Source organism: Mesorhizobium sp. CO1-1-7, assembly GCF_020164885.1.
Taxonomy (GTDB): Bacteria; Pseudomonadota; Alphaproteobacteria; order Rhizobiales; family Rhizobiaceae; genus Mesorhizobium; species Mesorhizobium australicum.
The window spans coordinates 23,131-43,202 of sequence record NZ_JAIUHA010000006.1 but is presented as its reverse complement, the minus strand read 5'-3'; the positions used below and the strand labels follow the sequence as shown (position 1 = coordinate 43,202).

7 protein-coding genes are annotated in these 20,072 nt (G+C 64.7%); 3 read left to right on the top strand and 4 right to left on the bottom strand.

Annotated elements, in window-relative coordinates:
- Positions 1 to 22: 22 nt before the first annotated feature.
- From LB516_RS14020 to LB516_RS14005, 4 genes are all read right to left on the bottom strand, one after another.
- On the bottom strand, positions 23 to 1,051 hold the full coding sequence (locus LB516_RS14020) for a sulfate ABC transporter substrate-binding protein (RefSeq protein ID WP_224719768.1): 1,029 nt from the start codon (positions 1,049 to 1,051) through the stop codon (positions 23 to 25).
- Between the two features lie 211 nt (positions 1,052 to 1,262).
- Positions 1,263 to 1,985, bottom strand: a complete 723-nt coding sequence (locus LB516_RS14015; RefSeq protein ID WP_224719767.1) for a M15 family metallopeptidase — start codon at positions 1,983 to 1,985, stop codon at positions 1,263 to 1,265.
- 18 nt (positions 1,986 to 2,003) lie between these two features.
- The gene (pbpC, locus tag LB516_RS14010; protein WP_224719766.1) at positions 2,004 to 4,094 is read right to left on the bottom strand and encodes a penicillin-binding protein 1C; all 2,091 of its coding nucleotides are present in this window, start codon (positions 4,092 to 4,094) and stop codon (positions 2,004 to 2,006) included.
- Between the two features lie 212 nt (positions 4,095 to 4,306).
- Complete coding sequence (locus tag LB516_RS14005; RefSeq protein WP_224719765.1) at positions 4,307 to 9,787, bottom strand: alpha-2-macroglobulin family protein; 5,481 nt, start codon at positions 9,785 to 9,787, stop codon at positions 4,307 to 4,309.
- A 280-nt stretch (positions 9,788 to 10,067) separates the two neighbouring features.
- On the opposite strand from LB516_RS14005, the gene LB516_RS14000 reads away from it, so the two are divergent.
- From LB516_RS14000 to LB516_RS13990, 3 genes are all read left to right on the top strand, one after another.
- Positions 10,068 to 11,996 (top strand): autotransporter assembly complex protein TamA, encoded by a 1,929-nt coding sequence (locus tag LB516_RS14000; protein WP_140873269.1) that lies wholly within the window; start codon positions 10,068 to 10,070, stop codon positions 11,994 to 11,996.
- A 2-nt stretch (positions 11,997 to 11,998) separates the two neighbouring features.
- Complete coding sequence (locus LB516_RS13995) at positions 11,999 to 18,052, top strand: translocation/assembly module TamB domain-containing protein (protein ID WP_224719764.1); 6,054 nt, start codon at positions 11,999 to 12,001, stop codon at positions 18,050 to 18,052.
- 252 nt (positions 18,053 to 18,304) lie between these two features.
- Positions 18,305 to 19,963, top strand: a complete 1,659-nt coding sequence (locus LB516_RS13990; RefSeq protein ID WP_224719763.1) for an ABC transporter substrate-binding protein — start codon at positions 18,305 to 18,307, stop codon at positions 19,961 to 19,963.
- Positions 19,964 to 20,072: the final 109 nt, after the last annotated feature.

Below are 20,072 nucleotides of genomic sequence, written 5' to 3'. Positions count from 1 at the left end.
GTCGTCCCGATCTAGGTTTAGCTCACTGGGCCGGCTTGTAGATCTGGTCGAATATACCACCGTCGCCGAAATGATAAGGCTGCGCTTTCTTCCAGCCGCCGAAAAGCGGATCGTCGATGGTGATCAGCTTGATCGGCGGCAGCTTGGCGAGATCCTCGGGCGGAACCAGTTCGGGCTTGGACGGCCTATAATGGTTCTTGGCGATGATGGTCTGGCCTTCCTTGGAATAGAGGTAGCTCAGATAGGCCTCGGCCACCTTGCGTGTGCCCTTGGCGTCGACATTGGCGTCGACCACGGCCACCGGTGGCTCGGCCAGGATGGAGGTCGGCGGATAAACGATGTCGAAATTGTCGGCGCCGAACTCGTCGAGCGCCAGATAGGCGTCGTTTTCCCACGCGATCAGCACGTCACCCAGGCCTTTTTGCGCGAAGGTCACGGTCGAGCCGCGCGCGCCGGTGTCGAGCACGGGAGCATTGGCGTAGAGCTTGCCGACGAAGTCCTTGGTCTTGGCTTCATCGCCGCCATCATTGGCGTTGGCATAGGCCCAGGCCGCGAGATAGTTCCAGCGTGCGCCGCCCGAGGTTTTGGGGTTGGGCGTGATCACCTGGACACCGTCCTTGACGAGGTCGTTCCAGTCGTGGATGCCCTTGGGATTGCCCTTGCGGACAAGGAAGATGATCGTCGAGGTGTAGGGCGCCGAATTGTTTTCGAATTTGGTGCGCCAGTCTGGATTGATCTTCTTTGACTTCGAGACGATGGCGTTGATGTCGCCTTCGAGCGCCAGCGTCACCACATCGGCGTCGAGGCCATCGATCACCGCGCGGGCCTGGGCACCCGATCCGCCATGCGACTGCTGGATGGTCACCGTCTCCCCGGTCTCCGTCTTCCAATGCGCGGCGAAGGCCTCGTCATAGGCCTTGTAGAGCTCGCGCGTCGGATCGTAGGACACATTGAGAATGGTGGTGTCGGCAAACGCGAAACCGAGCGTGCCTGATAGAACAGATGTGGCGACCAGTGCGCCGAGCAGTTTCCGGAAATGAGGTTTGGTCATTTCTGCCTCCGTTGAACCCGCGCCAAATCTAGCGAATTTATAGAAATAAGATGCATTCAATGTTGCCTTTTTTGTCCTCCTGAAGAAAATCTTCGGCGATCTGTCGCTGTTGTGAGAAATATTTTCCCCGCGGTCGCTCCGCGCCGGAGTCGGCCCAACATCCGGCCTATCTAGGGATGCGCGGTTGCCGGGCAAGGCTGGTTGGGCAAGGTTACTCGGCGGTCACCGGGAAATCGAAGCGCTGCTTTCGAAACGGCTCCCGGGCCAGCGCAAAATGCCACCATTCGCGCGCGTAGTTCTTGAACCCGCCAGCACGCATGGCATCGACGAGCAGCTTTCGGTTTGCCGCAGCTTTGGCGCCGAGCGGGCGACGCGCGGTCTCGCTCATCGGGTCGAAACAATCGAAGCCGGTGCCGAAATCGAGGGTGTCGGCATCGATCGCGCCGCAGGCCGGTTTCGGCACGGGCGTACTGTCGACAGGCGCGATGGCAACATCGACGGTCGAGCCGCGCGAATGACTGGACAGTTTGCCGACATAGCCCTTGGCGATGAGATCGCCACGCTTGACCTTCGGATACCATTGCGGGTCCGGCGGTCCACCCGCGGCCGTCCATTCGCCCATGTCGGCAACGGCGCGGGCAGGGCGATAGCAGTCGAAGACGACCAGCGTCAGGCCTCTGGTGGCGATCGCCCGCTGGACTCTGGAGAGTGCCTCGGCGGCCTCCCGGGTCAAAATGCAGACCGGCGCGTCATAGCCATTCACCTTGCGGTGCAGAAAATTGTCGGCGTTGGCGTAGCGAATGTCCTGGCGGATCGATGGGGCGACATCGGCGAGGCGAACGAAACCCGCGGGGAGGGGATCGGCAGGCGCCGGCAGGGCCGAGCCGGCAATCATCAGCGCACAAAAGCCAATGCGCTGAATCGCCTGGCGCATTCTATTCAAGGATCGCTTTCACTGGACGAAGACCTTCACACTGGCAGCCCGTCCTGCGGCGTCGATGACGGTGAGCGTCGAATAGCCCGCGCCGTCGGGCAGCCAGGTCGCGGTGCGGCGGCGGTCGAGGCCGATGAGGGGCTTGCCATTGGCCAGCCAGCGGAACGGCGCGCGGCCGCCCTGCAATTTCAGCACCAGCGGCGAGGCGTCGGCCGAGTTGGTGGCGAGATCGACGCGGGCGCCGTCCGGCGGGAAGATGATGCTCGGTGCCGGTTCGGTCGGCGTCGCCTGCACCAGGCCATCCGCGCCGGCGCCGAAGCGGGCAAGCGTCACAGGCAGGTCCTCGCGCTTGGGTGTGAAGGCACCGGGCGGTTTGCCTGGCAGCGGTACGGTGGCGAGGCCGGAGCGGACAAAGCCTTCGAACAGGATCGGGGCGGCCGAGACATAGCCGGAGAGGCCCGGCACCGCGCCGGCATCGGGCCTGCCGACCCAGACGCCCAGCACATAGCGGCCATCGAACCCCACCGACCAGGCGTCGCGGTAGCCGTAGGAGGTTCCGGTCTTGTAGGCGATGCCGCGCTGCAAGGCACCTTCCGGCGGTTTTACTCCGGAGAGGATGTCGATGATCTGCCAATTGGCCTGGTCGCTGAGGATGGTGGTGGTCGAACTCACGGCATTGGCCGGCTCGGTGCCGTCGCGCAGCGAGTGCGTCTTGCCGCCATTGGCGAGCCCGGTATAGAGCTGGACGAGGTCGCGCAGCGTGACGCCGACGCCACCAAGCCCGATGGCCAGCCCCGGCGCCTCATTGACCGGCAGGATCGGGTTGACGCCCGCCTGGCGGAAGCGTGCCGTCAGCCGCGCCGGACCGACCGCGTCGAGCACCCGGATCGCCGGCACATTGAGCGACAATTGCAGCGCCTGGCGGATCGAGACATCGCCCTGATAGCCCATGTCGAAATTCTTGGGCCTGTAGCCGCTGAAATCGACCGGGCTGTCCTCGATCAGCGTCTCCTGCGCCACCAGTCCCTGTTCGAAGGCGAGGCCATAGATGAACGGCTTCAGCGTCGAGCCGGGCGAGCGCACGACCTTGGTCATGTCGATCCAGCCGGAACGGCTGGAATCGAAGAAATTGGCCGAGCCGACTTCGCCCAGAATGTCGCCGGTGCGGGCATCGGCCAGCACCATGGCGACCGACAGACGCGGCCCGAGCCTGGTGGCGGCGTCGCGGGCCACCTGTTCCAGTCCTTGCTGAACGCTTTTGCGAATCGTCAGCTTGAGCGGCTGGCCGGGGACGGCCTTGGGCAGCATCGCGTAAGAGGCATGCGGGGCGAGCGCCGGCAAGCGCCGGCGCAGGCCCAACACATCGTCAAGCGCCGCGCGTGCCGCCTCGCGTTCGCCGATCAGGCCTGATGAGACCATGCGGGTGAGCACACGGTCGCGAGCTGCGTGGGCGATCTGCAGGTTGCGGTCAGGGCGGCGTTTTTCCGGCAGTTGCGGGAGGGCCACCAGAAGCGCGGCTTCGGAAACGGTGAGCCGATTTGGCTCCTTGCCGAAATAGGCGAGCGAAGCGGCGCGCACGCCCTCCAGATTGCCGCCATAGGGCGCCAGTGTGAGATAACGTTCGAGGATCTCGCGCTTCGACAACCGCCGCTCGATCTGGACGGCGCGCAGCATCTGCTTGAGCTTGGAGCCGAGGCTGCGGCTCTCGCGTGGCTCGATCAGGCGGGCAAGCTGCATCGACAGGGTCGAGCCGCCGGAGACGATGTGGCCGCTGGTTGCGAACTGGCCGGCGGCGCGCGCCAGCGCCAGCACGTCGACCCCCTCATGGTCCCAGAAGCGCTTGTCCTCATAGGTGACCAGCATGTCGACGAACTGCTTGTCGACCTGGTCGAGCCGGGTTTCCAGCCGCCAGTAGCCGTCCGGCGTGGCAAAGGCGCGCAACAGCTGGCCGTCGCGGTCCTGGACTTCGGTGGAGACGGTGAGCCTTTCAGGAAGCGGGGGCGGGAAGGCGCGGTCGAGTTGCCAGAGGGTGGCGGCGGCAATCGTGAAGAAGGCGGCAAGGGAGGCAACTGCGATGGCAGCGCGACGGAGGAGTTTCTTGGAAAGCATGGCGCCGCCCCTCATCCGGCTGCCGCCACCTTCTCCCCGTTTAGTGACGGGGAGAAGGGAGCTGTGGCATGCATTGGCGCCTTTCCTGCGACGTTTAAAGCTGGCGAAAGCTTTGGTGCAGGCTTCTTTCTCCCCGTCTCTATACGGGGAGAAATGCCCGGCAGGGCAATGAGGGGCGGCGCGAACCTCACGTTCATTTCCGCCAAGGCACCTTACGGTGCCTTGATCTCCATCATGCCGGTAGCTGTACGGGCCGAATATTGCGGGCGGTACATGTCCTCCACCGTTGCCGCCGGATGGGCGTAGGTGCCCGGCGTCACGGCGCGCACGACATAGGCAAGCGTCAGATTGTGGTCGTGGTCGCCATCGGCCGGGTTGAATGCCGCGACGAAGCGATCGTCGCGGAATTCCAGATGCGCGGCGTCGGTCTGTGCCAGCCAGGAGAAGTTCGTCAACTGGGCGCTGGAGACCAGGCCTGGATTGTCGATCTCGAAGCCGGCCGGCAACAGGTCGGTGACCAGCAGGCGCGACGGCCAGCTGTTCTGCTCGGTGACCTTGAGCACGACGACATAGCGTTCGTTCTGGGTTGCCTCGGTCACATTGGCTTCAGTGCCGTCGAGCTTGTAGTAGGTGCGGCTGATGGTGAAGCCGTCACCGCCGGCCGGCAAGGGCTGGATCGGCGACGCCACGGTGGTGACGACGGCCTGCAGCGGGGTCTTGCCGGTGTTGGCGATTTCGAGCGGGCTGTCGACCAGTTCGGAGCCGTTGACCTGGTTGGAATAGCCGCCGGAATGCGGCGCGCCATTGACGGTGAGCGCGATGGAGTCGTTGCCCTCCTTCAGCGCGCGCGCCGCCAGCAGCATCCAGGAATCGTCCTGGGTGCTGGTCCAGCGGGCTTCGGCGCGTTCCCTGGTCACCAGTTTGATCAGCTCGGGCACGATGGTCGATACCGGCTTCGATTCCGCCGCCAGCGACAGCATCGCCGCGCCGTCACGCAACGCCGAACCGTAGTCGGAGCGGTACCAGTCGTAGTCCGTGCTCGACTTGGCGAGTTGCAGCGCGGTCTTGAACGTCGCCTCCGAACGCTGCGTGTCGCCGTAGAGCGCCAGGCTCGCCGCCAATTGGGCAACGGCCATCGGGCTCGAGAAGGCTTCGAGCTGGGTGTCGGCGTAATAGCGCAGATCGCCGATCGAGGCCTTTTTGTTGCGGGCGAGCACATAGAGGGAGTAGGCGATCTCGCTGCCGCGGTCCTGTACGCTCTGGTCGTAGCCGAGCGAGTTCTGCAGGTTGTTGAGGGCCTGGTTCATCGCCAGAGCCGGCACGTCGTATTTCTGCTCCCGCGCCCTGGTCAGGAATTCGCTGACATAGGCGTCGAGCCACAGGTCGCCGGAGCCCGGACCCCACAGGCCGAAGCTGCCGCTCGAGGACTGGTAGCTCAGGACCTTGTAGATCGCGTCCTGGATGCGGCCGTGCAGGTCAGGGTCGCTTTCCATGCCGACGCCGGATGCCATCTCGTTGACGTAGAGAAGCGGCATGGCGCGGCTGGTGGTCTGCTCGGCGCAGCCATAGGGGTAGCGATCAAGCGTCATCAGCAGCGAGGGCACGTCGAAGGCTGCCGCCTGCGAAACGCCGACACTGACCGAAGCGCCATCGAGCAGGCTGGCTGCCAAGAGTTCCTTGTCGACGCGCAGCGCGCCGCCATTGCCCTTGAGGTCGACCACAAGGCGCGTGGTGACCGGCAATTGCGCCGGGCGCACCGGCACATAGAGCGTCTGCTCGACCTTGGTGCCGTCGGCGTGCGCCAGCTTGATGGTGAGCGAGGCATTGCCCGCCGTCCTGGCGATCAGCGGCACGGTTAGCGTCTGGCGCTTGCCCTGGGCGAGCGTCAGCTTCGGGGGCAGGGACTTGTCGCCGATCGACAGGTCGCCCGTCGTATCGATCGACAGCGCGTAGTCGCCGGCCGGGCCGTCGGTGTCGGCCACGTCGAGGCGCATGACGGCGTTGTCGCCAGGCGCCAGGAAGCGCGGCAGGCCGGCGGTAATCACTATGGGATCGCGTACGATCACGTCCGCCTGGGCATGGCCGACCGCCTCCTTGGTCCAGGCGACGGCCATGACGCGCACGGTGCCATTGAACTGCGGGACATCGAAGTCGATCCGCGCCTTGCCGTCGGCATCGAGCTGGACGATGCCGGAGAAGAAGGCGACCAGCTTTTCGGTGGGTGGGCTGCCCTGCGCCTGCATGTTGGCGCCGTCGCCGCCGGTCCGGAGCTTGCCGGTGGTGCCCAGCGAGCCATCGATCAGGCGGCCGTAGATGTCGCGGATCTCCATGCCGAGCATGCGCTGGCCGAAGAACCAGTTCTCCGGATCCGGCGCCTTGTAGTTGGTCAAATTGAGGATGCCGACATCGACGGCGGCAACCATGACATAGGCGTTCGTGCCCGGCTGCACGCCGGCCACGGAAACCGGGATCGACAGCTGCTGGCGCGGCACGGTCTTGTCGGGCGGCGTCAGCGTGATGGCGAGCTTCTTGGCGCCCGGATCGACCGTCAGCCACTTCACGCCGATGGCGCGGGCCGGCATGCGCGTTTCCTGCGCATCGCCCGGCCGGAACAGGGTTGCCGTGACATAGGCGCCGGCACCCCAATCGTCACCGACGGGAATATCGACGGTGCTGCCGCCTGCCGGTACGGTCGCCGTGATGGTCTTCAACAGCTTGTCGGAACCGATGTTGATCAGAAGTTCGCCGGCAAAATGCGGCGAGATTTTCAGCTTCGCCACTTCGCCCGCGGCGTAATTGTCCTTGTCGAGCGCGATCTCCAGGCCGTCGGGCGTTTCGGTGGTCGTTGAGGCGACATACCAGCCGGCGTCGAACTCGTAGCTGGTCGCCGGCCCCTCGGGATCGGATGTCTCGACCTCGAGCCGGTACTGGCCCCAATCGACCGGCACGGAGACGGTGGCGTCGCCGTCGGCGCCGAGGTCAACCTGGCCGTTGGAAATCGACTTGGTGAAGGAGACCGGCTCGTAGTTCCAGGAGTTGTTGGAGCGGTACCACTGGTAATTGCGTTCGACCTTGACCAGTGTCCACTGCGCGCCTTTCAGCGCCTCGCGCTTGCCGTTGGGATCGACGGCGATCAGGCTGAACTTGGCGGTGCCGCCCTGCGGCACTTCGCCATCGGCGAAGTCCGGTCGGATGCCGATCATATGGCCTTGCGGGCGGATGCCGATGTTGAGCGAGCGCTCGATGGCGCGGCCGCCGGTTTCGCGCATGCGCACCGTCACCTTGCCGTCGACCAGCTTGGTGGTCGAGGGCAACTGGTCGACGGTAACAGGGAAGGTCGCCTTGCCGTCATCGCCGACCACCGGCAGGTCGGTGAGCGGCGTGACCGTCGGCTCCGCCGACTGCTCGTCGGCGAGGCCGAAGGAAAAGTTGGGAAAGCGGTCCCAGTCACGAGAGGTCGACAGCGTCAACTCCCCTTCCAGCGCAAGGCCCGCCGCCGGCGCGCCATAGAGGAAGCGGCCGTCGATGTCGATGTTGGCGGTTTCGCCCCGCGCAATCTCCTGCTTGTCGGCTTTCATGTCGAATTCGATGCGATCCGGCACGAAGTCCTCGACCAGGAACATCTGGCTGGCCACCGCCGGCTGCTTGGGATCGGTGTGGATCGACACCGACCATGTGCCGCGCATGGCGTTGGGTTCGAGCGGCAGGTCGACGGCATGGCCGCCGGCCGAGGCGCCGTCACTGACGATGCGGCGGTCCTCGACGCCATCGGGGCGCGAGAAGATGAAGGTCAGCGGCAGGTTCTCGACCGCCTTGCTCGCACCATCGCGGGCAAGGGCGGCGACATGGACGTCCTCGCCGGCGCGGTAGATGCCGCGCTCGGTCCAGGCATAGACGTCGAGCGCGCCTGGTGCCGCGCGTCCGGTGACGCCACGGTCGGACAGGTCGAAGCCGGCCTTGGCCATGTCGAGGAAGACGAAATCATTATCGCCCTGCTTGGCCATCAGCACGGCCGGCACCATGCCGCCGTCACCGCGCGTCAGGCCGGGGTTGAAGACGGCGTGGCCGTCGGCATCCGACGTCGCGGTGCCGAGAACCTCGTTGTTCCTGGCAACCAGCGTCAGTTCGGCGCCGGCAATCGGCTTGGCGCTGCCCAGCGAACGGGCAAAGACATTGAGCCCGTCCTGGCCGGTATAGGTCGACAGGCCGATGTCGGAAACGACGAACCACTGCGTGGCCAGCGAACCGTAGTCGTCACTCTTGTCGTTGACGGGCTGCGCGGTCAGCACATAGACGCCGGGCTTGCGCTGCGGCAGCGCTTCGTCGACCGGGAAGGAGGTGGTGACTTCCTTGTTGAGGTCGTTGCCGATGTCGAGTTGGCCCTGCCAGACCGGTGCGCCCATCTGCTCGGAAATGTTGGAGATGTCATAGCCGTCGAGCTGGTGCAGGAACTGGTAGCCCGACAGAAGCTGCGCCAGCGAACGGTCGCCGATGCGGTAGAGCTTCATTTCGGCGGCGTTCATGTTGACGGTGACGACCGGGATGCCGCGACGCGCGCCGGCCGGCAGCACGAAGCTGTCGCCGGTGAAGCGGGCGGACGGCGCGCGGTCCTGCACATAGATCGACAGCACCACGGGGGCGGCGGTCACTTCGCCGATCGCCGCCGGCAGCCCAGCGCGGAAGGTGACGTCGTAGTGCTGGCCATGCTCCAGGCCCTCCACGCAGATCTGCTTGTCCTTGGCCTCGACGCCCTTGGGCGGCGCGTTGTCGACGGTGACGAACTGCGCGTAGTCGACGCCGGTCTTGATCAGGTCCTCGGAGAATTGCGCGCAGATGCGTGGCGCGCTGGTGTCGGCATCGATGCTGTGATTGACAACGCGGAACCCTTTGCGGGCCTTCAGATCGGCATAGTCGGCCTGGACCGCGGGCGAGCTTTCCAGCGCAAGGCTGGCCTCATAGGCCTGCAGCGCCGGCCGGTAGAGATCGCGCTTGTCGAGACCGTTGCCGAGCAGCGCCAGCACTTCGGCGCGCGTCTTGGTGGTGCGCAGCAGCTTATAGGCGTTGAAGGCGGCCGACGTGCCGTTTGCCGGCAAAGTCGAGGCTTCGGAGGTGTTGGCGGCAGGCTGCACGGCCAGCGTTTCGCGCGCCAGCTTGAGCCAGAGCTGGCCATCGTCAGGCATGACCGAGACCGCGGCCTCGTATTTCTGCATGGCGGAGCGATGGTCGCCGGTCAACACGGCCTGTTCGGCGGCATTGGTCAGCGCCGCCATTCCCTCTGTCGGCTTGTCGAAGGCCGGGCCGAGCAGCTTGTTGCGGTATTGCTGGGCCTGGTCGGCCATCCAGTTGGGAAAGAAGGCGAGTTCCGGCGGCGCGCCGATGTCGGGATCGCCGTCCATGTTGACGACCTTGCCGGCGACCGCGCCGGTGAAGGATTTCAACTGGTTATAGTCGGATTTGAGAAAGCACCATTTTGCCTTGGTGTTGTAGGTGAAGGCGCGGCAGGCCGGATCGCCGAGGCATGTCGTCTTGCACTGGTCGAGCGTGACGTTCTGGTCGGACCGGAGATCGAAGCCGAAATAATCGGAATTGTCCGTCGTCGCGATCCGCCGGGCCTCGGCCGCTTGCGCGACGCTACCCCAGGCAAGGAAAAAAAGGACGAGAATCGACAGACCACGAGCCGCGCGCATTGCCATTACACCCTCCAGACAATTGCAGACGTCCGGGCATGATCAAGCTTCAGTCGGGCTTGTCAACGCGCGAACGCGGCAGGTGCCGCCTGCCAACGGTTTATTTTCCGGCCAAGGACCGGTATGCGGACAGTAACCTCCATGGGAAAGGGGATCACGCTTTCTTGCGGAAACGCAGAAGGTGTGAATTCCAAGCCCGTCCTATTTCAGACAATTGGATTGTGGCCCCTTTACGAGCGCTTCAGAACTTCATTCCAATTTTAGTTTTACGAACTAGGTTGTCTTAATGCCGGCGTATGAAGAGCAGATGTCAGGAGGGATCGCGCCAGGGCGCGTGCTTCCGCGCGCCCTGCTTTTGGCCATGATGTGCTCGATGGCGCTGCTTTGCGAATCGAGGCCGGCGGCCGCATTCGAGCTTTTCGGCATCAAGCTGTGGGGGTCGTCCAGCGACGAGGACGCCGACATTGTCGATCCCCTGCGCTATGCGGTGACCATCTCCGCGCCCGATGCCGACAAGGACCTGGTCAAGAAGCTCGAAAACGCCTCGGCGCTGAAAGGCGACGAGGACCGGCCGGTTTCGGGCTCGCTCGGGCTGATGGCCAAGGCACGCAGCGACCGTGAACAGCTGGTCGCCGCCCTTTATGCCGATGCCCGTTATGAAGGCGTCGTCACCGTCACCATTGACGGCAAGCCGCTCGACGAATTGCCGCCGGACGCCGAATTTAAGGGGCCGCAGCCCATTCCGGTAGCGATCACCATCTCGGCCGGCCCCAAATTCACGCTCGGCAACATCAGGCTGGAAGGCGACGCGGCGGGGCTGATGAGCGCCGATTATGGGCTGATAGCAGGCGGCGACGCCGGATCGGGCGCTGTGCTCAAGGCCGAGGCGCTGATCGTGCGGACGCTGAAGGAGCAGGGCAGGCCGCTGGCCAAGGTGACCGGCCGGCAGATCGTCGCCGACCACGCCACATCGACGCTCGACGTGACGCTGACGGTCGCGGCCGGGCCGGTAGCCGGCTATGGCGCGACCACCGTGGAAGGCACCGAGAAGGTCGACCGCGACTTCACCGAATACATGACTGGGCTGAAGCGCGGCAAGCAGTACTCGCCGCAGGAAATCAGCGACGCGCGCGACAGGCTGCTGGCGCTCGAGGTGTTCAACAGTGTCACCTTCAAGGAAGCCGACAAGCTCGATGCCGACGGCAACATCCCGATCGGCGTTCAGGTCAGCGAGCGCAAGCCGCGTTATTTCGGGCTGGGCGGCACATTCTCGAACACCGAGGGGCTTGGCCTGGAGGGCTACTGGGGCCATCGCAACCTGTTTGGCCGTGCCGAAAAGCTGCGCATCGACGGTGCCATCAGCGGCATCGGCAGCAACAATCTGTCCGAACTGAACTACAACGCCGGCGTCATGTTCGAGAAACCCGGCGTCATCGGGCCGGCGTCGAAGTTTTTCGCCAGCGTCAAGACGGTGCTGGAACATCCCGACGCCTACGACCATTTCTCGGTCAAGGGCAGCACCGGCCTGTCTTATGAACTCGACAAGAAGCAGACCGTGTCGGCCGAGGTCGCGCTCGATTATTCGCGCATTCACGACGCCTTCGGCAAGCACAAATACCTGATCGCCAGCATTCCGCTGCAGTATGTCTATGACAACAGAGACAACCGGCTCAATCCGACCACCGGCTTCCGTTTGCTGGCCTATGCCGAGCCGAGCTACGACATTTTGAGCGGTGCGGCCTTCCTCAAGCTGAAGGGCGAAGGGTCGGCCTATCAATCGCTGGACACGGCCTCGAAGTTCGTGCTGGCCGAACGTGTCGCGGTAGGCTCGATCGTCGGTACCGGGCTGCAGAACGTCCCGGCCGACCGGCGTTTTTATTCCGGCGGCGGCGGTTCGGTGCGCGGCTATGCCTATCAGGGCATCGGCCCGAAGGACTTCACCGGCCAGCCGATCGGCGGCCTGTCCTTCTTCGAGACTTCGGTCGAGATGCGCATCGCCGTCACCGACACGATCGGCATCGTGCCGTTCGTCGATGCCGGCACCGTGTCGACCAAGTCGGTTCCGAACTTTTCCGACGTCAAGGTCGGCGCCGGTGTCGGCCTGCGCTACGTCACGCCGTTCGGGCCGCTGCGCATCGACGCGGCCGTGCCGCTCAACCGCGATCCAGGTGATCCGCATTTCGGCATCTATGCCGGCATCGGACAGGCGTTCTGACGATGAAAACGGTCTGGCGCATCCTTCGCATTGTCCTTTACACGCTGCTGATCGTGGTCGCGGGTGCGATCGGCGCGCTGGTCGTGCTGACCAAGACCGAGCGCGGGCGCGACAACCTCGCCGGCATCATTTCGCGGCTGGCTTCGAGCGCCGACCGCAAGGTCACCGTCAGCGGCATCAACGGCATCTGGTCGGGTAATCTCAGCGTCGACCATGTCGTGCTTGAGGACCGTGAGGGCGCCTGGCTGGTGGCGCGCAAGGTGGCCGTCGACTGGTCGCCGACGGCACTTCTGTCCAAAAGCTTCAGCGCCGATCGCATCGCCGCCGATCGCGTCGAACTGGCACGCCTGCCGGTGGCCGGTACGCAGCCGCCCGCGCAGAGCGGCACGACGACGCTGCCGGTCTCCATCGACATCAAGCAGATCGAGCTGCCGGAAATCGCGCTTGGCCAGCAACTGGCCGGCAGCGGCATCGCCGAGCTCGCGGCCAAGGGAATGCTCAAGGCCGACGCCGCGCCACTGGCGGTCCAGACGGTGCTCAATGTCACCCGTCACGATGGCAAACAGGGCAATGTCGACGCCAAGATCCATTTCGCACCCGCCGACAACAAGCTGGACCTCGACCTCAAGGCATCGGAGCCGGCCGGCGGCATCATTGCCAACCTGCTCAAGCTGCCGGATGCGCCACCAGTCGACATCGTGGTTTCGGGCAGTGGGCCGCTTGCCAACTGGAGCGGTGTCGGCACCTTCCTCGTCGACCATCGGATCGTCACCCAGCTCACCGGCCGTCACCAGCTCACCGACAAGGGCAATCATGTCGAGGCAAAGGGCGACGGCGATTTTGCCCGCTTCCTGCCGGAAAACCTGAAGCCGTTGTTTGCCGGCAAGACCAACTTCGATGTCGCGGGCACCGCCACGTCGGTGGGCGGCATCAGCATCGACCGGGCCAGCATCGAGAGCGATGCTGTGCACGGCACCGCGTCCGGCATTGCCGATCCTGCCGGCGCCAGCGACCTGTCGGTCGAACTCGCCGCCAAGGGCCCGCCCGTGGTGATCAGCGTCGGCAGCAAGGCGCAGCCGATCACGCTCGCGATCAAGAACGCCACCGCGCGCGCCTTCGGCGACGGCAAGGCGCCGATCGTCGACATCGGCGCCTCCTTCGTTTCGATCGTCGCCGGCGGCACGCGGCTGGACGATCTGGCGGCGCAAATCCATTCCGATGGTTTCGATATCCAGAACCGCGCCGGCCCGGTTGCCGTCAAGCTGGAAGCGGGCGGCCTGAACACCGACGTCGCGACGTTGGCGCCGCTGATCACCGGCAAGGTCAATGTCGATCTGGCCGGTTCGATCAGCAAGGACGCCATTGCCATCGATCAGGGTACGCTGCGCTCCGATGCGGTCAATGCCTCGCTGACGGCGACGGTGGCGCTCGCCGACATGTCGATGCAGCTCAAAATGAATGCCGATGCCGTGGCGACCGCGTTTCCCCAGCAGATCGCCTCGGTACTCGGCGGGCGGGTGAAGTTCTCGGCCACGGCATCGCGCGATCCGCAGGGATCTTTCGCCGCGAACTCCATCGAACTCACTTCGGGATCGCTCAGCGCCAGCGGTACGGCCAGCATGCAAGGCACGGACATCCAGGCCGACATCAAGGGCAAATTGGGCGACGTCTCGGTGTTGTCGCCGACGGTCGGCGTGCCAGTTGCCGGCGGGGTCGATTTCGCGCTGTCGGCAAGCGGCGCGATGACCGCGCCGGATTTCACCGTTAGCGCCAACAGCGACAGCCTGACCGCTTCGGGCCGCACGGTGAAGGCCATCAAGCTGAGCGCGAGCGGCAAGGCCGACATAACGAGCCCTTCCGCAAACGTCTCGCTGACCGGCGCCGTCAACGACCAGCCGCTCGACATCAAGGCGGCCCTGGTGACCAGCGAGGGCAAGCGTTCGATCAATGGCTTCCTGGTGTCGCTGGGCGACAACAAGGTCTCAGGCGACCTGGCGCTCGACGACAAGTTCATGCCCCTGGGCACGCTGACGCTCGCCGCACCTGCCATCGACCAGTTGGCCGCGCTCGCCGGCCAGGCGGTGACCGGCGACATCAACGGCACCATCCTGTTCGCCAAGGACGGCGATGCACCGTCCATTGCCATCGATGCCAAAAGCACGTCGGTCGCGCGTGGCGAGGTGACGGCCAAAGCGATCGCCATCAATGCGCTGGTCGCCAATTATCTCAAGGCGCCGGCGATCTCGGGCACCATCAAGGCCGATGCGGTCACTTCGGGAAGCACGGAAATCAGCGGCATCGGCGTCGACCTCAAGCGCGACGGCGACTGGACCGATTTCACTGGTGGCGCGACCATAGCGGGCATTCCTGCAACCGCTGCCGGCCGGGTGAAGATCGCCGAGGGCACGACCAGCGTCGAGATCGCCTCGGGCAAGGCCACCGTTCGCGGCATCAAGGCGGCGGTCGCCGAACCTTCGGCTCTGACCATCGCCGACGGTGCGGCCAAGATCGAGAAGCTGGCGCTCGATATTGGCGGCGGCAAGGTGGCGCTGTCGGGCAGCGCCGGCGAGACGCTCGATCTGGCGGCGCAGGTCTCCGCCTTGCCCGCCGCCCTTGCCAATGCGTTTTCGCCTGGCCTGGATGCCACGGGAATGCTTGACGGTATCGCTGAAGTGAGCGGAGCGCCGGCAACTCCCGATATCCGGTTCAACGCGAAACTGGCCGGTGCCGAGACCAGCCAGACCCGCCAGGCAGGGCTCGGACCGCTCGCCGTCGATGCGGCCGGCAGCTACACGATCGCCGGCGGCGTCGCCCTCGACCATGCAACCCTGTCCGGCGACAAGGTCTCCGGGCAGGCGACAGGCACCATCAATCCGAACGGGGCGAGCGATTTTGCCATCGATCTGACCTCGTCGGGCCCCAGCCTGCCGCTGACGGTCGGCAGCGCCGAGAGCCCCGTCAAGATCGAGGTCCGATCAGTATCGGCTAAAATCGCGGGCGAAAGCACGCATGCCCGACTGGACCTTTCCGTGATCCTGCCCTCGGTCGTCACCAGCCCGGCGAGGGTGGACGGACTGACCCTCGCACTGCACTCGGACGCATTCGATCTCCGGAATCGCGCCGGGCCGGTTTCCGGAACGGTATCGGTGGACAAGGTTGGGCTCGACAATCCAACGATCGCGCCGCTTATCGCCGGCAAGGTCACGGCCGCGCTCAGCGCCCGGCTGAGCGCCGACACTGTGGCTATCGACAGCGGCTCGCTGAAAAGCGATGCGCTGAGCAGCCAGGTGGCCGGTCAGGTATCGCTGCGTGACGGTGCCATCGATCTCAACCTGAAGGCGGATGCGCCATCGTCGGCCTTGCCGGCGGCGGCGCGCGGCATGCTTGGCGACCGCGCCCAGATAAGCGCCATGCTGAAGCGCGAACCCAACGGCAATCTCCACATCGGTGGATTGAAGCTGACTTCCGGCGCGCTGAGCGCCGACGGACAGGCAAGCCTTGCCGACAACAAAGTGACCGCCGACATCAGGGGGGCGCTGAGCGACATCTCGCCATTGTCGAAGGATGCCACGGGCGCCATCGCCTTCGCGCTGAGCGCGCAAGGGCCGGCCATGGCGCCCGACCTGTCGCTTACCGTCAACAGCGACAGACTGTCGGTGGCATCGCGCGAGATCACCGGATTGAAGCTCACGGCTACCGGCAAGGCCGATGCCGCCAATCCGGCGGCCAATGTCCAACTCACCGGCAATGTCGCCGGGCAGGCGCTGCAGGGGAGTGCCGTGCTGGCAACGGCGAACGGCAAGAGCGCCGTCAACGGCCTGCTGCTGTCGCTGGGCAAGAACCGGATCTCGGGCGATCTGGCGCTGGACGACAAGTTCGTGCCTGAAGGCATCATTTCGCTCGACCTCCCCGACATCGGGCCGCTTGCCGCACTGGCACTGGAAAAGGCCGAAGGCGACGTTCGCGGCACGATCGCCTTCTCCAGGAATGGCGCGGCGCCGCAGGTCGCCATCAAGGCGACGACCGGCTCGATCATACGCGGCGACCTGCAGGCGAAGGCCGTCTCGGTCGATGCGCTGATCGCCAATTATCTCGCCGCTCCCGTGATTTCAGGCAAGATCCGCGCCGACACCGTCACCTCGGGCGGTACGGTGATCAGCGGCATCAATGTCGATTTGAAGCGCGATGGCGACTGGACCGGCTTTTCCGGTGGAGCGACGGTCAAGGGCATTCCGGCGCAGGCGGCAGGCCGGGTGAAGGTAGCCAACGGGACGACCACCATCGAGCTTGCTTCAGGCCAGGCGACCGTCCAGGGCATCAAGGCGGCCATCGCCCAGGCCTCGACCGTCAGCATCGCCAATGGCACGACGACGTTGGACAGGCTGGTGCTCAACCTTGGCGGCGGCACCGCGACGGTCACCGGCAAGGTCGGACAGGCGCTCGACATCAATGCGGTGCTGGCGCGCGTGCCGATGTCGCTCGCCAACAGTTTTTCGCCCGGGCTCGATGCCGCGGGTTCCATTTCCGGCACGGTGAAGGTGACGGGCGCACCGGCGAGCCCCGCAGTTGCCTTCAACATAGACGCGGCCGGCGTGCAGACATCGCAGACCCGTGGCGCGGGCGTCGGCGCGGTGAGCGTTTCTTCGTCCGGCACCTTTGCCGGCAACAAGCTGGCCTTCAACGCCAATATCAGCGACGGGGCCGGCCTTGGGCTCAAGGGCGGCGGCACGGTGACGACGGTGGGCACTCCGGCGCTGGCGCTCGACTTCAACGGTGCGGTGCCATTCGGCCTTCTCAGCGAGAAACTTGCCGCGCAGGGCTTGTCGCTGACCGGCAACGCCAACGTCAATGTCCAGGTGCGCGGTCCGGCGACATCTCCGGTGATCGGCGGCAGCGTCAAAACCTCCGGCGCGCGGCTGGTCGATGCACGCTCGGGCCTTGCCATCAACGATATCGCGGCCGATGTCTCGATCGGCAATGGCGTTGCCAGGGTCAATCGGTTGACCGGAACCCTGTCGACGCGCGGCAGCCTGTCGGCCAGTGGCACGGTCGGCATCAATCCGGCGCAAGGATTCCCGGCCGACCTGTCGATCAAGCTCACGGACGGTCGTTATACGGACGGTCGCGTGGTGACCGCCAACCTTGGCGGCGACCTGACGATCAAGGGGCCGCTGACTTCGGCACCGGCGATTGCCGGCACCGTCAACCTGGCCAAGACCGTCATCACGGTCCCGGACAAATTGCCGGGCTCGCTCTCGGCGCTCGACGTCAAGCACAAGAATGCGCCGGGTCCGGTCAGGGCGCAGGACAAGGCGCTGCGCCCGGCGACGACCAGCGGCAAGAGCGGTGGCAGCGGCCTTGCACTCGACGTCACGGTCAACGCGCCGAACCAGATCTTCATCCAGGGCAGGGGTGTCGACGCCGAATTCGGTGGCTCGCTCAAGCTAACCGGCCCGGCCTCGTCGCCGCAAGCCGTCGGCACCTTCACCTTGCAGCGCGGCCGGCTGTCGATCCTTGGCAAGCGGCTGACCTTCACCGAAGGCACGGTCGGGTTCTCGGGTTCGCTGGTGCCTTACCTCAATCTGACGGCGACGACGACCACGACCGGCGCGACCGTCACCATCGTGGTGTCGGGCGAGGCGACCAATCCCAAATTCACCTTCAGTTCGGTGCCTGCGCTGCCGGAGGACGAGGTGCTGGCGCAGTTGATCTTCGGGCGGTCGATGTCGAACCTGTCGCCGCTGCAGATCGCGCAGCTGGCCGAGGCCGCCGGACAATTGGCCGGCGTCGGCGGTTCGACGTCGCTTCTGGAAAACCTGCGCAGCGCCATCGGCGTCGACGACCTCGACGTGACCACCGATGATAAGGGCGGCACGGCGGTCTCGGCCGGCAAGTACCTGAACGACCGCACCTATGTGACCATCCAGAAGGGCGACAAGCCGGGTTCCGGCAAGGCGACCATCGATCTCAATGTCGGGCGCGGCGTCAAATTGCGCGGCGAGGCGACGGACGCCGGCGAAGCCAAGGGCGGCATCTTCTACGAGAAGGAATATTGAGGGCCTGGCCTTCATCCTGGCCGCAACTGGCGCTGTCGTAACCAGTGCGAATGTCTCAATTTAATTGCCCGAAGAGATTTTGGCGAAATCTGGGCGCACTAGCAATTTTGCGCCAAGACTGTCGCTATCACGCGAACTGCCCCCCTTCCAAAGTTGCACATTCGCTAACATGTTCCCAATCCATGCCGTCTTTGACATCATGGCCCGGATGCGGAATGTTAATCGGCGGAAAGCCAACAATGGGAGTTAGTCATGACAATCTATAAGAGCAACGGCGACAGCGTTCCGGATCACATCCTGGCGATGGCCGAAGAAGCCAAGTCGGGCAAAGTCGATCGCCGCGAATTCCTCGCGCTCGCCAGCGTCTTCGGTGCCTCGACCGCCATGGCCTACGGCCTGCTCGGCCTTGCCGCTCCGACCCCGGCCAAGGCCGAGGACGTCCAGGGCAAGAAGGGCGGCGTGCTGAAAGTGGCGATGTCGGTCAAGGATCCCAAGGATCCGCGTACCGCCGACTGGTCCGAGATTTCCAACGCCGAGCGCCAGGCGCTCGAGCCGCTGGTGAAATACACCAAGGAGTACACATTCGCTCCATATCTGCTGGCAAGCTGGGACATCAACGACGACGCCACCGAGTACACGCTGCATGTGCGGCCTGGCGTCGAATGGAACAATGGCGACAAGTTCACCGCCGATGACGTGATCTACAATTTCACCCGCTGGGCCGACAAGAACGCGGAAGGCAATTCCATGCCCGGCCGCCTTGGTAGCCTCGTTGATGAAAAGACCAAGAAGTTGAGCGAAGGATCGATCGTCAAGGTCGACGACATGACGATCAAACTGAAGCTCACCAAGCCCGACATCGCGCTCATTGCCAACCTGACCGATTACCCGGCGCTGGTCGTGCACAAGACATTCGACGAGAAGGGCGCCAACTTCAAGAACTGCCCGATCGGCACTGGTCCGTTCGAGCTCGTCTCCTATGATGTCGGCCAGAAGGTGGTCTACAAGCGCCGCACGACCGGCAAGTGGTGGCAGGGCGAAGCCTTCCTCGACGGCGTCGAGTTCATCGACTACGGCACCGATCCGGCCGCGACCGTTTCGGCCTTCGAATCGGGCGAAGTGCAGACCAACCACGAAACGACCGCCGACTACGTCAAGATCATCGCGGACGTCGGCGCGCCGCCTTCGGAAGTGGTGACCGCGGCTACCGTGGTGTCGCGCTTCAACGTCAACGCCAAGCCCTATGGCGACCAGAAGGTGCGCCAGGCGATGTGTCTGGCCGTCGACAATTCGGTGGTCCTGCAGCTCGGCTACGGCAATGCCGGCACGCCGGCCGAAAACCACCATGTCGCGCCGATCCATCCGGAATATGTCGAACTGCCGAAGATCAAGCGCGACGTCGCCAAGGCCAAGCAGATGCTGACGGAAGCCGGCGTGATCGATTTCGAACACGAGCTGATCAGCAACGACGAGGACTACCACAAGAACACCACGGACGCGATCGCGGCCCAGCTGCGCGAGGCTGGCATCAAGGTGAAGCGCACTGTGCTGCCGAGCTCGACCTTCTGGAACGACTGGACGAAGTATCCATTCTCGGAGACCAACTGGAACATGCGTCCGCTTGGCATCCAGGTCATCGCCATCGCCTACCGCTCGGGCGAAGCCTGGAACGAGACGGCCTATGCCAATCCGGACTTCGACAAGAAGGTCAACGAGGCGCTCGGCATCGCCGATGCCGAGAAGCGCAAGGTGGTGATGAAGGACATCGAGCAGATGCTGCAGGATTCCGGCATCATCATCCAGCCTTACTGGCGCAAGCTCTACATCAACATCAAGCCCGAGGTGAAGAACCACTCGATGCACCCCACCTACGAGCACGATTTCGGCAAGGTCTGGCTCGATCAGGCGTGACCGCTGCTTGATGGATATGAGGGGCGCCTGCCCCTCATATTCGCAGGATCGTCGCCGTTGCATTGGATGCAGCGGCGGCGGGACGCTACAGGGTTTTCGTCACAGGGTT